We start from the raw sequence: 14,493 nt of genomic DNA on the forward strand, positions 1-14,493 counted from the left end.
TGTTGGACGGCCGGCCTGGCGGCCACCTCTAAATCTCTGCAGGTGAGGACGGTACTCGCAACTCCACACGAGCGCACATCGAGTTCATCGACCGGATACGCGCTGTTGACGTGAGTTTCTGCCACGTTCGCCCGGGGTCTCCCGTACGGAAGACATGGCCGCCTACGATCGGCCCTCGTTTGGCAGTCGTTGACAGGTGCGGGACATCACATCGAGGAGCGTTCATGACACAGGGTGCGCGGAATACGCCCGGACGGCGGACCGTACTGGGAGCGGCGGTGCTCGGCTCGGCGGCCGTGGCGCTGCCCGCCTCGGCGCAGGCGGCCGAGCGCGCCGCGGAGACCGGCAGGGGCGGCCACGGACCGGCGAAGCCGGCGCTGCCCGTACCCACGATCGTCGGCCACCGCGGAGGCAGCGGCTACCGTCCCGAGCACACCCTCGGCTCGTACCAGCTCGCCCTCGACCTCGGCGCGCATGTGATCGAGCAGGACCTGGTGCCCACCAAGGACGGCCATCTGGTGTGCCGTCACGAGAACGACATCACGGCCACCACCGATGTCGCCGACCACCCGGAGTTCGCGGGCCGCAAGACCACCAAGAGCGTCGACGGCGTCAGCCTCACCGGCTGGTTCACCGAGGACTTCACGCTCGCCGAGCTGAAGACGCTGCGCGCCAAGGAGCGCATCCCGGGCGTCCGGCAGCACAACACCCTCTACGACGGCCGCTGGGAGATCCCCACCTTCGAAGAGGTGCTGCGCTGGGCGGACGAGCAGGGCCGCCGTCTCGGCCGCAAGATCTGGCTGTACACCGAGACCAAGCACCCCACCTACTTCCGCGGTCTTGGCCTCGGCCTGGAGGAGCCCCTCGCGAAGCTGCTGCGCCGCTACGGGCGCGACCGCAAGGACTCCGCGATCTTCCTCCAGTCCTTCGAGCCGAGCAGCATCCAGCGACTGGCCAAGCTGGTCTCCTCGCCGCGTGTCGTCCTGCTCTCCGGCGCGGGCACCCGCCCGTGGGACTTCGAGGTGGCGGGCGACCCGCGCAAGGTCGACGACCTCGTCAAGCCCGAGGGCCTGAAGTGGATCGCGTCCTACGCGCAGGGCATCGGCCCGACGCTCGACCTGATCATCCCGAAGGACGCCACGGGCAAGCTGGGCAAGCCCACCACGCTGGTACGGGACGCGCACGCGAAGGGGCTGATCCTCCACCCCTACACGATGCGCAACGAGAACTCCTTCCTGCCAGCCGAGTTCCGCCGGGGCACGGACCCGAACGCGTACGGCGACGCCTTCGGCGCCTTCCAGGCGTACTTCGCGACGGGCATCGACGGCATCTTCACCGACAACCCGGACACCGGTCTGCTGGCGCGGGCGGACTTCGTCAGCCGCTGACCGCGCGTGCCCCGGTCGGGTGACCGCCCGGCCGGGGAGCAACCGCCCGTCGTCGCGCGGACGTCACGGCGGGCATGACCTCAGTCCGGCCCACCCGGCCCCTCCCCGCTTCCCGACCACCCCAGCCCGCGGCGCACCGCCCGCCGGTATCCGTCCGCCCCTCGGAGTCCGCGCGGTCGTCGGCTCTCGTCCACGCGCTGCTTCCGCTGGTGCGCGCGGAGGCGGCGGCGGAGGCGCCGGGGGCCGGGGCCGAGCCGGGAGATCTCGAACAGGCCGCCTGGGTACGGCTGCTGGAGCGGCCGGCCGGCGAGCCCTGGCCCGGTGACACCGCGCGCCGGGTACGGGATGTCGTACGGGCCGAGGCCCGCCGCGCCCGGCGCACCGCCGCCCGCGAACTCCCGTACCGCTACGAACCCGCCGCCGGGCCCGAGTCCGATCCCGAGCGCGCCGCGCTGCGCACCGACCGGAGGCAGACGCTCCGTGCGGCGGTCGGCCGCACCCCCGGCCGCTGTCCGCTGGTCCTGACCGCGATGCTGTCGCCGGACGATCTCACCTACCGCGAGATCGCGGGTGAGTTGGGTATGTCACAAGGCAGTTTGGGACCGTTACGTTCCAGATGCCTGGGATGCCTGCGCAGAATGCTGGCGGCCGAGGTTCCGGCTCCTGAACTCGGGGGAAAGGAGCGATAGACCACCGGCGGACCAAGTGAGCGGGAGGCATGCACACATGGGCATGAGCGTGACCATCTCAGCGGCGAGCGCGCAGGACGCTGAACAGATCCTGAAACTTCAGTACCTGTGCTACCAGAACGAGGCCGAGCTGTACGGCGACTACACCATCGAGCCCCTGACCCAGACGCTCGACGACCTGAGGGCCGAACTCGCCCAGGGCCACGGCCTGGTGGCCAGGCTCGGCGACGAAGTGGTGGCGTCGGTGCGCGGCAGTATCGACGCGACGGGCACCGCCCGGATAGCCAAGCTCATCGTCCATCCCCGGATGCGGCGCCACGGCCTCGGCGGACGGCTGCTCGACGCCATCGAGACGCACTTCGCGGGACAGCCGGCCGCGCAGCGCTTCCAGCTCTTCACCGGCCACCGCAGCGAGGGCAATCTGCGGCTCTACCGCAGCCGCGGCTACGCCCCGGTGTCGACGGAGCAGGCGGGCCCCCGACTGAGACTCGTCACCCTGGAGAAGGAAGCCTCGAAGGAGGCCGCGGCCGTCGGAGCGTACGTCGCCAGCGCCTGACGTGGGGCGGAATCCCCGGCGGCGCGACCCCAGGGGCACGGCCTCAGGGGTACGAAGGGGGTTCCGCTTCTCGATCACCCGGCACGGACGGCCACGCGGTGGCGCCTACCGCCGCGACGCGCGCAGCCAGAGCATGCCGGTGACCGGCAGCAGTACCGGAATGAAGAGATAGTCCATTCCGTAGTCCGACCAGACCGTGGAGTCCGGGAAGGCCGACGGATCGGCCAGCGTCCACGTCCCGATGGTCAGTACGCCCACCAGTTCCGCGGCGCAGCAGAACAGAGCGGCCTTCCGGGCCGTCTCCCCGCCGCGTGCCAGCGTGTAGGTGATGAAGACGTAGACCACGGCGGCGACGGCGGAGAGCGCGTAGGCCAGCGGCGCGCGGTCGAACTCCGTGGCGATCTGGTAGACGGACCGGGAGACCGCGCCGACCGACATCACGCCGTACAGCCAGACCAGCAGCAGCCCAGGGCCCCGCACCAGCCGGACCGGTGCCCCGTCGGCGCCTTCGGTGGTCATGTCGTCAGCCTTCCCAGATGTCATGCAGCCGTACTTCCAGCACGGCCAGGACGACCGCTCCGGCGGCGACCGTGACCGAACCCCAGCGGGTCCGCTCGCTCAGCGACAGGAACCCGGCCGCGGGCACCGCGAACAGCGCGCCCAGCAGATACGAGACGAAGATCACCGAGCCTTCGTCGGCCTGCTCGCCGCGCGCCAGCCGCACGATCCCCACCACCAGCTGCGCCAGCGCGAGCAGCGACACCACGGCCATCCCGATGAAGTGCCAGTCCTTGGTGGGCTGGTCGCGGTAGGCGGCGAAGCCGCACCAGGCGGCGAGGGCGAGCGCGGCCACGGAAACCGCGACCGTCAGGGCGACAAGCATGGGCCCGAGCGTATTACGGGGCGAAAGGCCCGCCGCGCGCACCCCCGCGAGGCCGCCGCCGCCGAGCCCCGGGACCGTGGCCTTGACCACAGCGCCCGACCGCCCGGGCGGGCTCCGGCCGATGCCGTCCTTCCTCTCTCCCTGATATCCATGCAGGTCACGGCCGATATGGCGGGTGCCCGTACGGACTGAAGGAGACCCGCGCCCGCCGTCCGCTATACGGACAACTCCCCGGCGTCCTTACTCACGTCTGTTTTACTTACGGCATGACCACAACGAGCTACCGCGTCCCCGCGACCGAGGCGAACCACACGCCCGGTGCTCGTTGTCTGTGTCGAATGTGCGCCAACTGAGGGCCCCTGCCTGAGCCTCGCGCCCCGAAGCGAGACCCGACAGCCGAGCCGCGCCCGCCCCCGTGAAGGTCATGAGAGCCATGGCCCGAAGGCCGGCCGGCGCATCGTGCCTGCCCCGCGTGTGCCGCGCCTCCCGGTCACCCACCGCGTCAGCGTGCCATGCCGGAAATGACGAATGCCCCGTGCCCGGCGGACCCCTCGCCGCGCACTCGACAGTGACGGATACCCCTGTGATCACTACTACGGGCCTGACGAAGATCTACCGGTCCGCCCAGTCGCGCGGCCGTGAAGTCACCGCACTCGACGGTGTCGACCTCCAAGTCCGCGAGGGCGAGGTCTTCGGTGTCGTGGGACAGAGCGGCGCCGGGAAGTCCTCGCTCATCCGCTGCGTCAACCTTCTCGAACGCCCCACCTCCGGCACCGTCACCGTCGACGGCCAGGACCTCACCGCGCTCGCGGGCCGTGGCCGGCGGGCGGGCAAGGAGCTGCGCCGGGCGCGCAGTTCGATCGGCATGGTCTTCCAGCACTTCAATCTGCTGTCCTCCCGCACGGTCAGGGACAATGTCGAACTGCCGCTGGAGATCCTCGGCGTGGCGGGCCAGGAGCGTACGCGCCGCGCCCTGGAGCTGCTGGAGCTGGTCGGCCTCGCCGACAAGGCCAAGGCGTATCCGGCCCAGCTCTCCGGCGGCCAGAAGCAGCGCGTCGGCATCGCCCGCGCGCTGGCGGGCAACCCCAAGGTCCTGCTCTCCGACGAGGCGACGAGCGCCCTGGACCCGGAGACCACCCGCTCGATCCTCCAGCTGCTGCGCGACCTCAACCAGCAGCTCGGACTGACGGTGCTGCTCATCACGCATGAGATGGAGGTCGTGAAGACGATCTGTGACTCGGCGGCGCTGATGCGCACGGGCCGGATCGTCGAGTCGGGCACGGTCGGCGAACTGCTCGCCACCCCCGGATCCCAGCTGGCGCAGGAGCTGTTCCCGGTGGGCGGTACGGCCTCGGGCCCCGGCCGTACGGTCCTCGACGTCACCTTCCACGGCGCCGCCGCGACCCAGCCGGTGATCTCACAGCTCGCCCGGACCTACAACATCGACATATCGATCCTGGGCGCCGCGATGGACACCGTCGGCGGCCGGCAGATCGGCCGGATGCGGATCGAGCTGCCCGGCGCCTACGAGGACAACGTCGTACCGATCGGCTTCCTGCGCGAGCAGGGTCTCCAGGCCGAGGTCGTGGACGACACGGACGCCGATACCGACTCCGACGCGGCGGCCACCGTCCCCGCGCCGAGCCCCGCACGTGTGAAGGAAGATGCCAAGTGACCTGGTCGCAGATGCAGCCACTGCTGTCCCAGGGGACCATCGACACCCTCTATATGGTGCTGTGGTCCGCGCTGGTCACCCTCGCCGGCGGACTGCCCCTCGGCATCCTGCTGGTCCTCACCGACAAGGGCGGACTGCTCCAGAACGCCGTGGTCAACAAGGCCGTCGGGGTGGTCGTGAACATCGGCCGCTCGCTGCCGTTCATGATCCTGCTGATCGCGCTGATCCCGTTCACCACTCTGGTCGTCGGCACCTTCATCGGCCCCACCGCGATGATCGTGCCGCTGGCCGTCGGCGCCATCCCGTTCTTCGCGCGGCTCGTCGAGACGGCGATCCGTGAGGTCGACCACGGACTGGTCGAGGCCGTCCAGGCGATGGGCGGCTCGACCCCCACCATCGTCCGCAAGGTACTGCTGCCACAGGCCCTGCCGTCACTGGTGTCCGCCGTCACCACCACCGTCATCGTGCTCATCGGCTACTCGGCCATGGCCGGGGCGGTCGGCGGCGAGGGGCTCGGCTCCAAGGCCGTCACCTATGGATTCCAGCGCTTCGAGAACGGCTTCATGATCGCCACGGTCGTCGTCCTGATCGCGATCGTCACCGCGGTCCAGCTGCTCGGGGACGGGGTCGTACGGCTGCTGGCGCGCCGCGGCCGTACCGCCACCTGACCGGATCGACCCGATCCACCCTCCGGCCCGCACTCCTTGTCCGGGCCATGTCACCCGTATCACCGGAAAGAGGCACTCTTCGTGCGTACCACCGTCAAGTTCAGCGCGGCAGCCGCCGCCACCGCCGCCCTCACCCTCGGCCTGAGCGCCTGCGGCACCTCCTCCGACCCGGGCTCCTCGTCCGCCGCCGGAGCCTCCGCCGACACCTCCAAGCCGCTCGTCGTCGCCGCGTCCCCGACACCGCACGCCGACATCCTGAACTTCGTCCGGAACAACCTGGCGGACAAGGAAGGCCTCAAGCTGGAGGTCAAGGAGTTCACGGACTACGTCCTGCCGAACACCGCCACCCAGAGCGGCGAGGTCGACGCCAACTTCTTCCAGCACAAGCCGTACCTGGACGACTTCAACAAGAAGAAGGGCACCGACATCGTGCCCGTCGTCAATGTCGAGCTGGAGCCCCTCGGCCTCTACTCCAAGAAGGTCAAGGACCTCAAGGAGCTCAAGGCCGGCCAGAGCGTCGCCATCCCCAACGACACCACCAACGAGGGCCGCGCGCTCAAGCTGCTCGCGGACCATGGCGTGATCACACTCAAGGACGGCGCCGGCGCCGACGCCAACCTCGCCGACATCAAGGACGCCAAGGGCCTGGAGTTCAAGGAGCTGGAGGCCGCCACGCTGCCCCGTGCCCTGAACGATGTCGACGCCGCCGTCATCAACGGCAACTACGCCATCGAGGCCGACCTCAAGCCCGCCAAGGACGCCCTGGCCCTGGAGAAGGCCGACGGCAACCCGTACGCCAACTTCCTCGCCGTCAAGCGTGGCGCCGAGAAGGACCCCCGGGTGGAGAAGCTCGCGAAGCTCCTGAACTCGCCCGAGGTGAAGAAGTACATCGAGGACACCTACGAGGGCTCGGTCGTGCCCGCTTTCGGTGCGGCCAAGTAGTCACCGCAGTAACGTTCTTGTCGGCGAGAGCCCCGTACACGCCCGTCGTGTACGGGGCTTCCGCATCCGTACGGACCCGGCCATGCGCATCCGCCACCCGATGCTGCATGCTGTGCATTTACGACGGACTGAGGCATGGAGCTGTGCATGACTACCACCTTTCCGGACGTTTCCATCAGCACGGAGCGGTTGGTGCTGCGCCCCTTCGAGCCGGCGGACATCCCGGCGCACATCGAGATGATGAATGACGAGCTGGTCACGGCCTGGACGCCCGTCCCCCATCCGTATACGAGAAGAGACGCCGAGGAGTGGATCGGTGCGATCGCGCCCGCCGAACGCCTGAAAGGGCGCGGGATCGCCTTCGCCGTCACCGAGTTCCTCACCCAGCGGCTCGTCGGCGTCGTGCGGCTGCGCAGAACCAATTGGCACGCGCTCTCCACCGAGGCCGCCTATGTGACCGCACCCTGGGCGCGTGGTGAGGGATACGCCACCGAATCGGTGCTCGCGGTCGCCCAGTGGCTCTTCCGTGACCAGAAGTTCGAACGCATCGAGGTGCGCACCCCCGCCGACAACACCGCTTCCCAGCAGGTGGCGCAGAAGATCGGCTGCATCAGCGAGGGTGTCCTGCGCAACGCCTGGATAGCGCGTACCCAGACCGAGGACGGGGGCTGGACCGACATCCGCACCGACCTGATCGTCTGGAGCCTGCTGCCCGAGGACCTCGAAGGCGTCGCCGAACAGATGGCGGACGCGACGGGCTACGCGTCCTTCACCGACTGGAACTGACGCTCACCCCCACCGCCCGGTCGCCTCCCGGCCCGGCCAGGTACTCTCACCCTGCGCTCACGACCGTACGGGCAGTGCTCCGTGCCGCGACCGCGATCCACCACCGGCAGCGATCCCCCACCCTGCCCGCTTCTGTCCCGCTCAAGACGACTTACGGAGACTGACGACGATGGCCGACCGCGTCACGGTGATCGGCTGGGACGGCTCGCCCCTCACCGCCGCGGCCAAATCCGCGCTCTCCGCGGCCACTCTGGTGGCCGGAGCCGCCCACCATCTGGCGCTCCCCGAGGTGCCGCCAGGCGCCGAGCGCATCCGCCTCGGCTCGATAGACCTCGCGGCCCGCCGGATCGCCGGACACCGTGGCAGCGCCGTGGTCCTCGCCGACGGCGACCCCGGCTTCTTCGGCGTCGTACGCACCCTGCGCGCCCCGGAACACGGCCTGGAGGTCGAAGTCGTCCCCGCGGTCTCCGCCGTGGCAGGCGCCTTCGCACGGGCCGGGATGGCCTGGGACGACGCCCAGGTCGTCGTCGCCCACCGCCGTACGCTCCGCCGCGCCGTCAATGTCTGCCGGGCGCACACCAAGGTCGCGGTCCTCACCTCCCCGGGCGCAGGACCCGCCGAACTCGCCCTGCTCCTCGACGGGATCCACCGCACCTTCGTCATCTGCGAGGAGCTGGGGACCGAGCGCGAACAAGTCACCGTCCTCACCTCGGACAAGGCCGCCGACCATGTCTGGCGCGACCCGAACGTGGTGATCGTCATCGGCGGAGTCGGCACCGCGGTCTCCCCGGGCAGCGGCTGGATCGCGGGCCGCGACCCCGGATACCCGCCGGCCGAACGCGGCTGGGCACTGCCCACCGAGGAGTACGGCGTCGAGCTGGACGAGGGCGAGTCGACCTGGCTGCGCGCCGCCCAGCTGGCCCGGCTCGGTGCCCGTACCGGCGACCTCGTCTGGGACATCGGCTGCGGCAGCGGAGCCCTCGCCGCCGAGGCGGCCCGCTTCGGCGCGGCCGTCATCGCCGTGGACGACGAAGCGGGAGCCTGCGCCAGTACGGCCGCCGCCGCCCGCCGCGCCGGCGTACAGCTCCAGGTCGTCCAGGGGCGGGCGCCCCATGTACTGGAGCGGCTGCCCGAGCCCGATGTCGTACGGATCGGCGGCGGCGGTCTCGATGTGGTCACCGCCTGCGCCGACCGCCGACCCGAGCGCATCGTCACCCACGCGGCCACCCGGGACGAGGCCGAGGCGGTGGGAACGGCCTTGGCGGCAGGCGGATATGAGGTGGAGTGCGTACTGCTCCAGTCCGTCGGACTCGACACCGGCGACTGGTCGGAGCGTGAGCGCTCCGTCGTCTTCCTTGTCTCCGGACAGCGTCCGGAAAGCGGCCCCTGACCCTGCTTCCGCGCCGCGCGGGGTAGGCTGGCCGATCGTTGTACAGCAGCCGGGCGTTCGTCACTTCGTTCGTCAATGTCCGGAAAAGGGGCCCGTTTTGGACCCTGATGTGGTACGGCGAGAACCGGGGGACGCGCGACGTGGCGCAGTCCACAGCGGGCCGTGGCGGATACCACCGCCAGGGCCCTGAAAGACCGCGGGAGCCCAGACACCAGGGCCGACGCGGGCCTTTCGTGCCGCCCGGCGCCCACGCTCGTTGTTCATGACGGGCGCCGGAAGCGCCGCGGATCGGGCGCCCCGGCGGAAGGGCTGAAGGAGCAGAACCAATGGGCGAGGGGTACGCACATGACTGACACCGGCCAGGTCCCGGTCGAGGGACTGCCGGAGAACGCAGGCATGGTGGAGCAGCCGGGCATCCCCGCTCCCGGCGCGTACACCTACCTCGCCCCCTCCGCACCCGTCACCGAGGACGAAGACCTTCTGCTCATGCCGAGCGCCCAGGGCGGCTGGAACGACCCCCAGGTGGTGCCCGCCGAGGCACCCGTCGCCTATGCCGCGCCCGAGGGGTACGCCACGCCCGAGGGGTACGCCACGCCCGACAGGTACGCCGCCGCGCCGGAGAGCTACGCCCCGGCCGCGCCCGAGGGATACGCCGTTCCCGAGCAGGCCCTGATCCAGCAGCAGATGCCGCCCATAGAACAGCCGGCGCCGATCCAGGAGCCGGTGCCACAGGTCCGGGCCGAGGCGCCGGACGGGTACCAGCCGCAGCCGGAGTTCACCGCCGAGCCGGAGCGGGCTCCGGTCGTGGAGGCCGAGTTCGAGCAGCCGGCCGCCCCCGTGGAACCCGAAGCCCCCGCCGTGTCCGAAGAGCCGGCCGACGTACCGCCGCCCGTCCAGACCCCGCACCAGCCGGGCGCGCACGAGGCCGGTGGCCGGGACACCGGTTCGGTCGATCTCACCGGCGTACGCATCCCGGCGCCCGCTCCCGCGGTCGCCGCGCCCGCCCCTGTCCAGACGCCGGTGCGGCGCCCGCTGCACATGGGTCCGCCGGTGCCCGACCCGACGGGCGGCGTGGTCCGTTCGCTCGCCGACCGAGGACCCGCGGGCGCGCCGACACAGGCCGTCCGGGTACGCGCCCAGGCGCAGGGACCGGCCACCACGGGCCCGGAGTATCTGGATGTCCCGCGTGAGGAGCCCGCCGTCCTGGCGGGGCCGCAGCTGAGCGAGATTCCGCCGCAGGCGGGGACGCCGTGGTCGGCCGAGCCGCCGCCCGCCGAGCCGGTGGCGGTGGCCGTCGCGCCGGAGGCGTCGGCAGAAACGGTCGTCCCGGAGCCGCGGGCCCAGGCCGAACCTGTCCCCGCACCCGTCCCGGCTGAGCCGGAGCCCGTGGAGCCCGCGCAGGTCGCGGCCGTCGAGCCGGAACCGCGGCCCGAGCCGATTGCCCCGGAACCGCCCGCCGCGGAGCAACAGCCGGAACCCGAGCCGGAATCCGAGCCGCAGCCCGAGCCGGTGGCCGAGAGCCCGGCCACCGCCCCGGCCGAGCCGGCCGAAGCGCCGGAGGCACCCGCTCCCGTCGCCGAGCAGGTCGAGCAGCCCACGGAGGAGCCGGTACTCGTACCGGCCCCGGAGCCCGAAGCCGCGCCGGAACCCGAGCCGGTCCAGGAGTCCGCGCCCGAAGCCGCCCCGGAACCCGAGCCCGTACCGGTCCAGGAGTCCGCCCCGGAACCGGCGCCGGAGCCGGAGCCCACGCCCGAACCGGAGCCTCTCGCGGAGACCACCGCCGCCCCGGAGCCCGAGCCGGAGCCGACCGTCGTACCCGTACCCGTACCGGAACCCGAGCCTCAGGCCGAGGCCGAGCCCGCGCCCGTCGCACAGGAAGGCACCGCGGCCCCGTCCGGTTACGACGACGCCGAACGCGACGCCGTGCTCCGTGTGATGCGCGAGCGCCGGGACATCCGTAACGGCTTCCGCTCCGACCCCGTCCCGCACGACGTCCTGCTGCGCGTCCTGGAAGCCGCCCACACCGCGCCCAGCGTGGGCCACTCCCAGCCCTGGGACTTCGTCGTCATCCGCTCCGCCGAGACCCGGCGGTCCATGCACGAGCTGGCGCAGCGTCAGCGTGACGCGTACGCCAAGGCGCTGCCCAAGGGCCGGGCCAAGCAGTTCAAGGAACTGAAGATCGAGGCCATCCTCGACACCCCGGTGAACATCGTCGTCACCGCGGACCCCACGCGCGGCGGCCGGCACACCCTCGGCAGGCACACCCAGCCGCAGATGGCCCCGTACTCCTCGGCGCTCGCCGTGGAGAACCTGTGGCTCGCCGCCCGCGCCGAGGGCCTGGGCGTCGGCTGGGTCAGCTTCTTCGACGAGCGCGAGATGGTGCGCGCGCTGGGGCTGCCCGAGCATCTCGAAGTCGTCGCGTATCTCTGTGTCGGATACGTCGACGAGTTCCCCGTCGATCCCGAGCTGATGCAGGCCGGCTGGTCCAAGCGCCGGCCGCTCTCCTGGGTCGTCCACGAGGAGACCTACGGCCGCCGCGCCCTGCCGGGCGAGGAGCCGCACGACCTGCTCCAGGAGACCATCGCCGGTATCCGCCCGCTGGACGCCAAGGCGCTGGGCGAGGCGTGGGAGCGGCAGAAGCGGATGACCAAGCCCGCCGGCGCGCTCGGCATGCTGGAGATCATCTCCGCCCAGCTCAGCGGATTGTCCCGGCTCTGCCCGCCGCCGATCCCGGAACCGGCCGCCGTCGCGATCTTCGCGGGCGACCACGGCGTGCACGCGCAGGGGGTGACCCCGTGGCCGCAGGAGGTGACCGGCCAGATGGTCGCCAACTTCCTGGGTGGCGGCGCGGTGTGCAACGCGTTCGCTAACCAGGTGGGCGCGGAGGTCTGCGTCATCGACGTGGGCGTCGCGGGCGAACTCACGGCGACGCCGGGCCTGCTGCCCCGCAAGGTCCGCGCGGGTACGGCCGACTTCACGACGGGTCCCGCGCTGAGCCGCGAGGAGGTCCTCGCGGCGATCGAGGTCGGCATCGAGACGGCCCGCGATCTGGTGGCCGCGGGCAACAAGGCCCTGCTCACCGGAGAGATGGGCATCGCCAACACGACCGTCTCGGCCGCGCTGATCTGCGTCTACACCGGCCAGGACCCGGCGGAGGTCACCGGGCGGGGAACCGGCATCAACGACGAGATGCACGCCCGCAAGGTCGATGTCGTCCGCCGGGGTCTCGACCTCCACCAGCCCGACCCGTCCGACCCGGTCGGCGTTCTCGCCGCGATCGGCGGCCTGGAGCACGCGGCGCTGGTCGGATTCCTGCTGGGCGGCGCGTCGTTGCGTACGCCGGTCATCCTGGACGGCGTGAGCGCCGGCGCGGCGGCGCTGGTCGCCCGGGCGATCGCCCCGGAGGCGCTGGCGGCCTGCATCGCGGGCCACCGCAGCGCGGAGCCGGGCCATGTCGCGGCCCTCAACAAACTCGGCCTGCGCCCCCTGGTCGACCTGGACCTCCGCCTGGGCGAGGGGACGGGCGCGCTGCTGGCGCTTCCGGTGGTCCAGAGCGCGGCGCGGGCGATGCATGAGGTGGCGACGTTCGACTCGGCGGGGGTCACGGAAAAATAGCTGTCCGGCGGGGGGCCGTTGTTCGAGGTGCGTTTCGGCTGGGGCCGGTGGTGCGGTGCGGGTTGTCGCCGGTGGTCGCTCCGGGCTCGCGCCCGGGACTGCATGATTTACGGCGCGTAACGGGCCACAGTCAGGAGACGGGCGGTCGCGCGCCACAAATCACGCTCTACGTCCCGGACACGACCCCTGCGCGCCCCCCTTCACCGCCCGCTCAGGCGGCCCGGTCGTGCGCGAGGGGGCCCACGGGCGGGAGGGGGTCGGGGTCGTAGGAGGTGCGTGTCCGGACACTAAAGCGTGATTTGTGGCGCACGGACGCCCGAACCAACGACAGGGCAGAGTCGCGCCGTAAATCATGCCGTCCGGACATGTACCTCCGGAGGCCCCGACCCCCGGCACCACAACGCACCCCCGTGCCGAAGGCGCCCCGCACCACGACCCCCCGCCGGGAGGCGCACCGCACCACACCACGACCCCCCGCCGGAAGGCGCCCCGCACCACGACCCCCCCGCCGGAAGGCGGAGGCGCCCCGCACCACGACCCCCCGCCGGAAGGCGGAGGCGCCCCCCACCGCCCGTAAGCTGGTCACCGCACCCCACCAGCCCCTTCACGCCCGAGGAGCCCCCAGCCACATGCCCGAGCACGCCGAGCACTCGCACCCCGCCTACCCCGTCGGACTCCGCCTCGCCGGGCGGCGCGTCGTCGTCGTCGGCGGCGGGCAGGTCGCGCAGCGCCGGCTGCCCGCGCTCATCGCGGCCGGCGCGGACATCGTGCTGGTGTCGCCGTCCGCCAAGCCCTCCGTCGAGGCCATGGCGGCGGCCGGCGAGATCCGCTGGGAGCGCCGCCGCTACGAAGAGGGCGACCTCGCCGACGCCTGGTACGTCCTCGTCGCGTCGAGCGACGAGCACGCCAACCGCACCGCGTCCGCCGAGGCCGAGCGCCTCCGCGTCTGGTGCGTACGCAGCGACGACGCGGACGCCGCCACCGCCTGGACGCCCGCCACCGGCCGCAGCGAGGGCCTGACCGTCGCCGTGCTCACCGGGCGGGACCCGCGCCGCTCCGCCGCCGTGCGGGACGCCATCGTCGAGGGGCTGCGCGACGGCACGCTCGCCGCCCCGCACCGTCGCAGCCGTACCCCCGGCGTCGCCCTCGTCGGCGGCGGCCCCGGCGACCCGGACCTGATCACCGTGCGCGGCAGGAGGCTCCTCGCCGAGGCGGATGTCGTGATCGCCGACCGTCTCGGCCCGCGCGATCTGCTGGCCGAACTGCCGCCGCACGTCGAGGTGATCGACGCCGCGAAGATCCCGTACGGCCGCGCCATGGCCCAGGAGGCGATCAACGACGCGCTGATCGAGCACGCCAAGGCGGGCAAGGCCGTGGTCCGGCTCAAGGGGGGCGACCCGTTCGTGTTCGGACGGGGTATGGAGGAGGCGCACGCGCTGGCCGCGGCCGGTATCCCGTGCACCGTCGTGCCAGGGATCTCCAGCTCCATCAGTGTGCCGGGGGCGGTCGGAATCCCCGTCACGCACCGTGGCGTCGCCCATGAGTTCACCGTCGTCAGCGGGCATGTCGCCCCCGACGACGACCGCTCGCTGGTGGACTGGGCCGCGCTCGCCCGGCTCCGTGGCACGCTCGTCCTGCTGATGGCCGTGGACAAGATCGGTGCGATCGCCCAGGCGCTCGTGGCGCACGGCAGGGCCCCCGAGACGCCGGTCGCCCTGGTACAGGAAGGCACCACGGCCTCCCAGCGACGGGTCGACGCCACGCTCGCGACGGTCGCGGAGGTCGTGCGGACCGAGGAGGTCCGGCCCCCGGCCGTCATCGTGATCGGTGAGGTCGTCGCCCTGGGGGACGGCAGGTAGCCGTCCGTCCCGCACACCACTCATCTGACAAGGCAGTGTCAC

At 71.8% G+C, this 14,493-nt stretch carries 12 protein-coding genes; 10 read left to right on the forward strand and 2 right to left on the reverse strand.

The annotated features are described in order from the left end of the window. Positions 1-224 precede the first annotated feature (224 nt). The 3 genes from AB0M67_RS11120 to AB0M67_RS11130 all read left to right on the forward strand — a co-directional run bounded on the left by AB0M67_RS11120 (position 225) and on the right by AB0M67_RS11130 (position 2,633). A complete protein-coding gene (locus tag AB0M67_RS11120; protein ID WP_365744878.1) occupies positions 225-1,388 on the forward strand; it encodes a glycerophosphodiester phosphodiesterase in 1,164 nt (387 codons plus the stop codon). Positions 1,389-1,462: 74 nt separating this feature from the next. Further along, the gene (locus tag AB0M67_RS11125) at positions 1,463-2,077 is read left to right on the forward strand and encodes a sigma-70 family RNA polymerase sigma factor (RefSeq protein WP_365744880.1); all 615 of its coding nucleotides are present in this window, start codon (positions 1,463-1,465) and stop codon (positions 2,075-2,077) included. A 37-nt stretch (positions 2,078-2,114) separates the two neighbouring features. Beyond that, positions 2,115-2,633, forward strand: coding sequence for a GNAT family N-acetyltransferase (locus tag AB0M67_RS11130; RefSeq protein ID WP_365744882.1), 519 nt, complete (start codon positions 2,115-2,117; stop codon positions 2,631-2,633). Positions 2,634-2,738: 105 nt separating this feature from the next. On the opposite strand, the gene AB0M67_RS11135 is transcribed toward AB0M67_RS11130, so the two are convergent. Together AB0M67_RS11135 and AB0M67_RS11140 are read right to left on the reverse strand one after the other, a co-directional pair. Next, complete coding sequence (locus AB0M67_RS11135; RefSeq protein ID WP_365744884.1) at positions 2,739-3,152, reverse strand: hypothetical protein; 414 nt, start codon at positions 3,150-3,152, stop codon at positions 2,739-2,741. Positions 3,153-3,156: 4 nt separating this feature from the next. Beyond that, the gene (locus AB0M67_RS11140) at positions 3,157-3,516 is read right to left on the reverse strand and encodes a hypothetical protein (protein ID WP_365744886.1); all 360 of its coding nucleotides are present in this window, start codon (positions 3,514-3,516) and stop codon (positions 3,157-3,159) included. Positions 3,517-4,099: 583 nt separating this feature from the next. On the opposite strand from AB0M67_RS11140, the gene AB0M67_RS11145 reads away from it, so the two are divergent. The 7 genes from AB0M67_RS11145 to cobA all read left to right on the forward strand — a co-directional run bounded on the left by AB0M67_RS11145 (position 4,100) and on the right by cobA (position 14,451). Continuing rightward, positions 4,100-5,191 carry an ATP-binding cassette domain-containing protein gene (locus AB0M67_RS11145; protein ID WP_365744888.1) on the forward strand — a complete coding sequence of 364 codons (1,092 nt, stop codon included), beginning with the start codon at positions 4,100-4,102 and terminating at the stop codon, positions 5,189-5,191. Beyond that, the gene (locus AB0M67_RS11150) at positions 5,188-5,859 is read left to right on the forward strand and encodes a methionine ABC transporter permease (protein WP_365744890.1); all 672 of its coding nucleotides are present in this window, start codon (positions 5,188-5,190) and stop codon (positions 5,857-5,859) included. The genes AB0M67_RS11145 and AB0M67_RS11150 overlap by 4 nt, the downstream gene beginning before the upstream one ends. Positions 5,860-5,940: 81 nt before the next feature. Next, a complete protein-coding gene (locus AB0M67_RS11155) occupies positions 5,941-6,801 on the forward strand; it encodes a MetQ/NlpA family ABC transporter substrate-binding protein (RefSeq protein ID WP_365744892.1) in 861 nt (286 codons plus the stop codon). Between the two features lie 147 nt (positions 6,802-6,948). After that, entirely contained in the window at positions 6,949-7,587 is a 639-nt protein-coding gene (locus AB0M67_RS11160; RefSeq protein ID WP_365744894.1) for a GNAT family N-acetyltransferase, read from the forward strand. Positions 7,588-7,756: 169 nt separating this feature from the next. Beyond that, positions 7,757-8,977, forward strand: coding sequence for a precorrin-6y C5,15-methyltransferase (decarboxylating) subunit CbiE (gene cbiE / locus AB0M67_RS11165; RefSeq protein WP_365744896.1), 1,221 nt, complete (start codon positions 7,757-7,759; stop codon positions 8,975-8,977). 345 nt (positions 8,978-9,322) lie between these two features. After that, positions 9,323-12,592: a nicotinate-nucleotide--dimethylbenzimidazole phosphoribosyltransferase gene (gene cobT, locus AB0M67_RS11170; protein WP_365744898.1), complete on the forward strand. Its 3,270-nt coding sequence runs from the start codon at positions 9,323-9,325 to the stop codon at positions 12,590-12,592. A 629-nt stretch (positions 12,593-13,221) separates the two neighbouring features. Continuing rightward, positions 13,222-14,451 (forward strand): uroporphyrinogen-III C-methyltransferase, encoded by a 1,230-nt coding sequence (cobA, locus tag AB0M67_RS11175; protein WP_365744900.1) that lies wholly within the window; start codon positions 13,222-13,224, stop codon positions 14,449-14,451. The last annotated feature ends 42 nt before the right edge of the window (positions 14,452-14,493 follow it).

The organism is Streptomyces sp. NPDC051662 (genome assembly GCF_040681655.1).
Lineage (GTDB): Bacteria > Actinomycetota > Actinomycetes > Streptomycetales > Streptomycetaceae > Streptomyces.

What these genes read in the sequence shown, in the direction of transcription:
- AB0M67_RS11120 (WP_365744878.1), top strand. Translation starts at nt 225, where the DNA reads ATGACACAGGGTGCGCGGAATACGCCCGGACGGCGGACCGTACTGGGA.
- AB0M67_RS11125 (WP_365744880.1), top strand. Translation starts at nt 1,463, where the DNA reads ATGACCTCAGTCCGGCCCACCCGGCCCCTCCCCGCTTCCCGACCACCC.
- AB0M67_RS11130 (WP_365744882.1), top strand. Translation starts at nt 2,115, where the DNA reads ATGGGCATGAGCGTGACCATCTCAGCGGCGAGCGCGCAGGACGCTGAA.
- AB0M67_RS11135 (WP_365744884.1), bottom strand. Translation starts at nt 3,152, where the DNA reads ATGACCACCGAAGGCGCCGACGGGGCACCGGTCCGGCTGGTGCGGGGC.
- AB0M67_RS11140 (WP_365744886.1), bottom strand. Translation starts at nt 3,516, where the DNA reads ATGCTTGTCGCCCTGACGGTCGCGGTTTCCGTGGCCGCGCTCGCCCTC.
- AB0M67_RS11160 (WP_365744894.1), top strand. Translation starts at nt 6,949, where the DNA reads ATGACTACCACCTTTCCGGACGTTTCCATCAGCACGGAGCGGTTGGTG.
- cbiE (WP_365744896.1), top strand. Translation starts at nt 7,757, where the DNA reads ATGGCCGACCGCGTCACGGTGATCGGCTGGGACGGCTCGCCCCTCACC.
- cobT (WP_365744898.1), top strand. Translation starts at nt 9,323, where the DNA reads ATGACTGACACCGGCCAGGTCCCGGTCGAGGGACTGCCGGAGAACGCA.
- cobA (WP_365744900.1), top strand. Translation starts at nt 13,222, where the DNA reads ATGCCCGAGCACGCCGAGCACTCGCACCCCGCCTACCCCGTCGGACTC.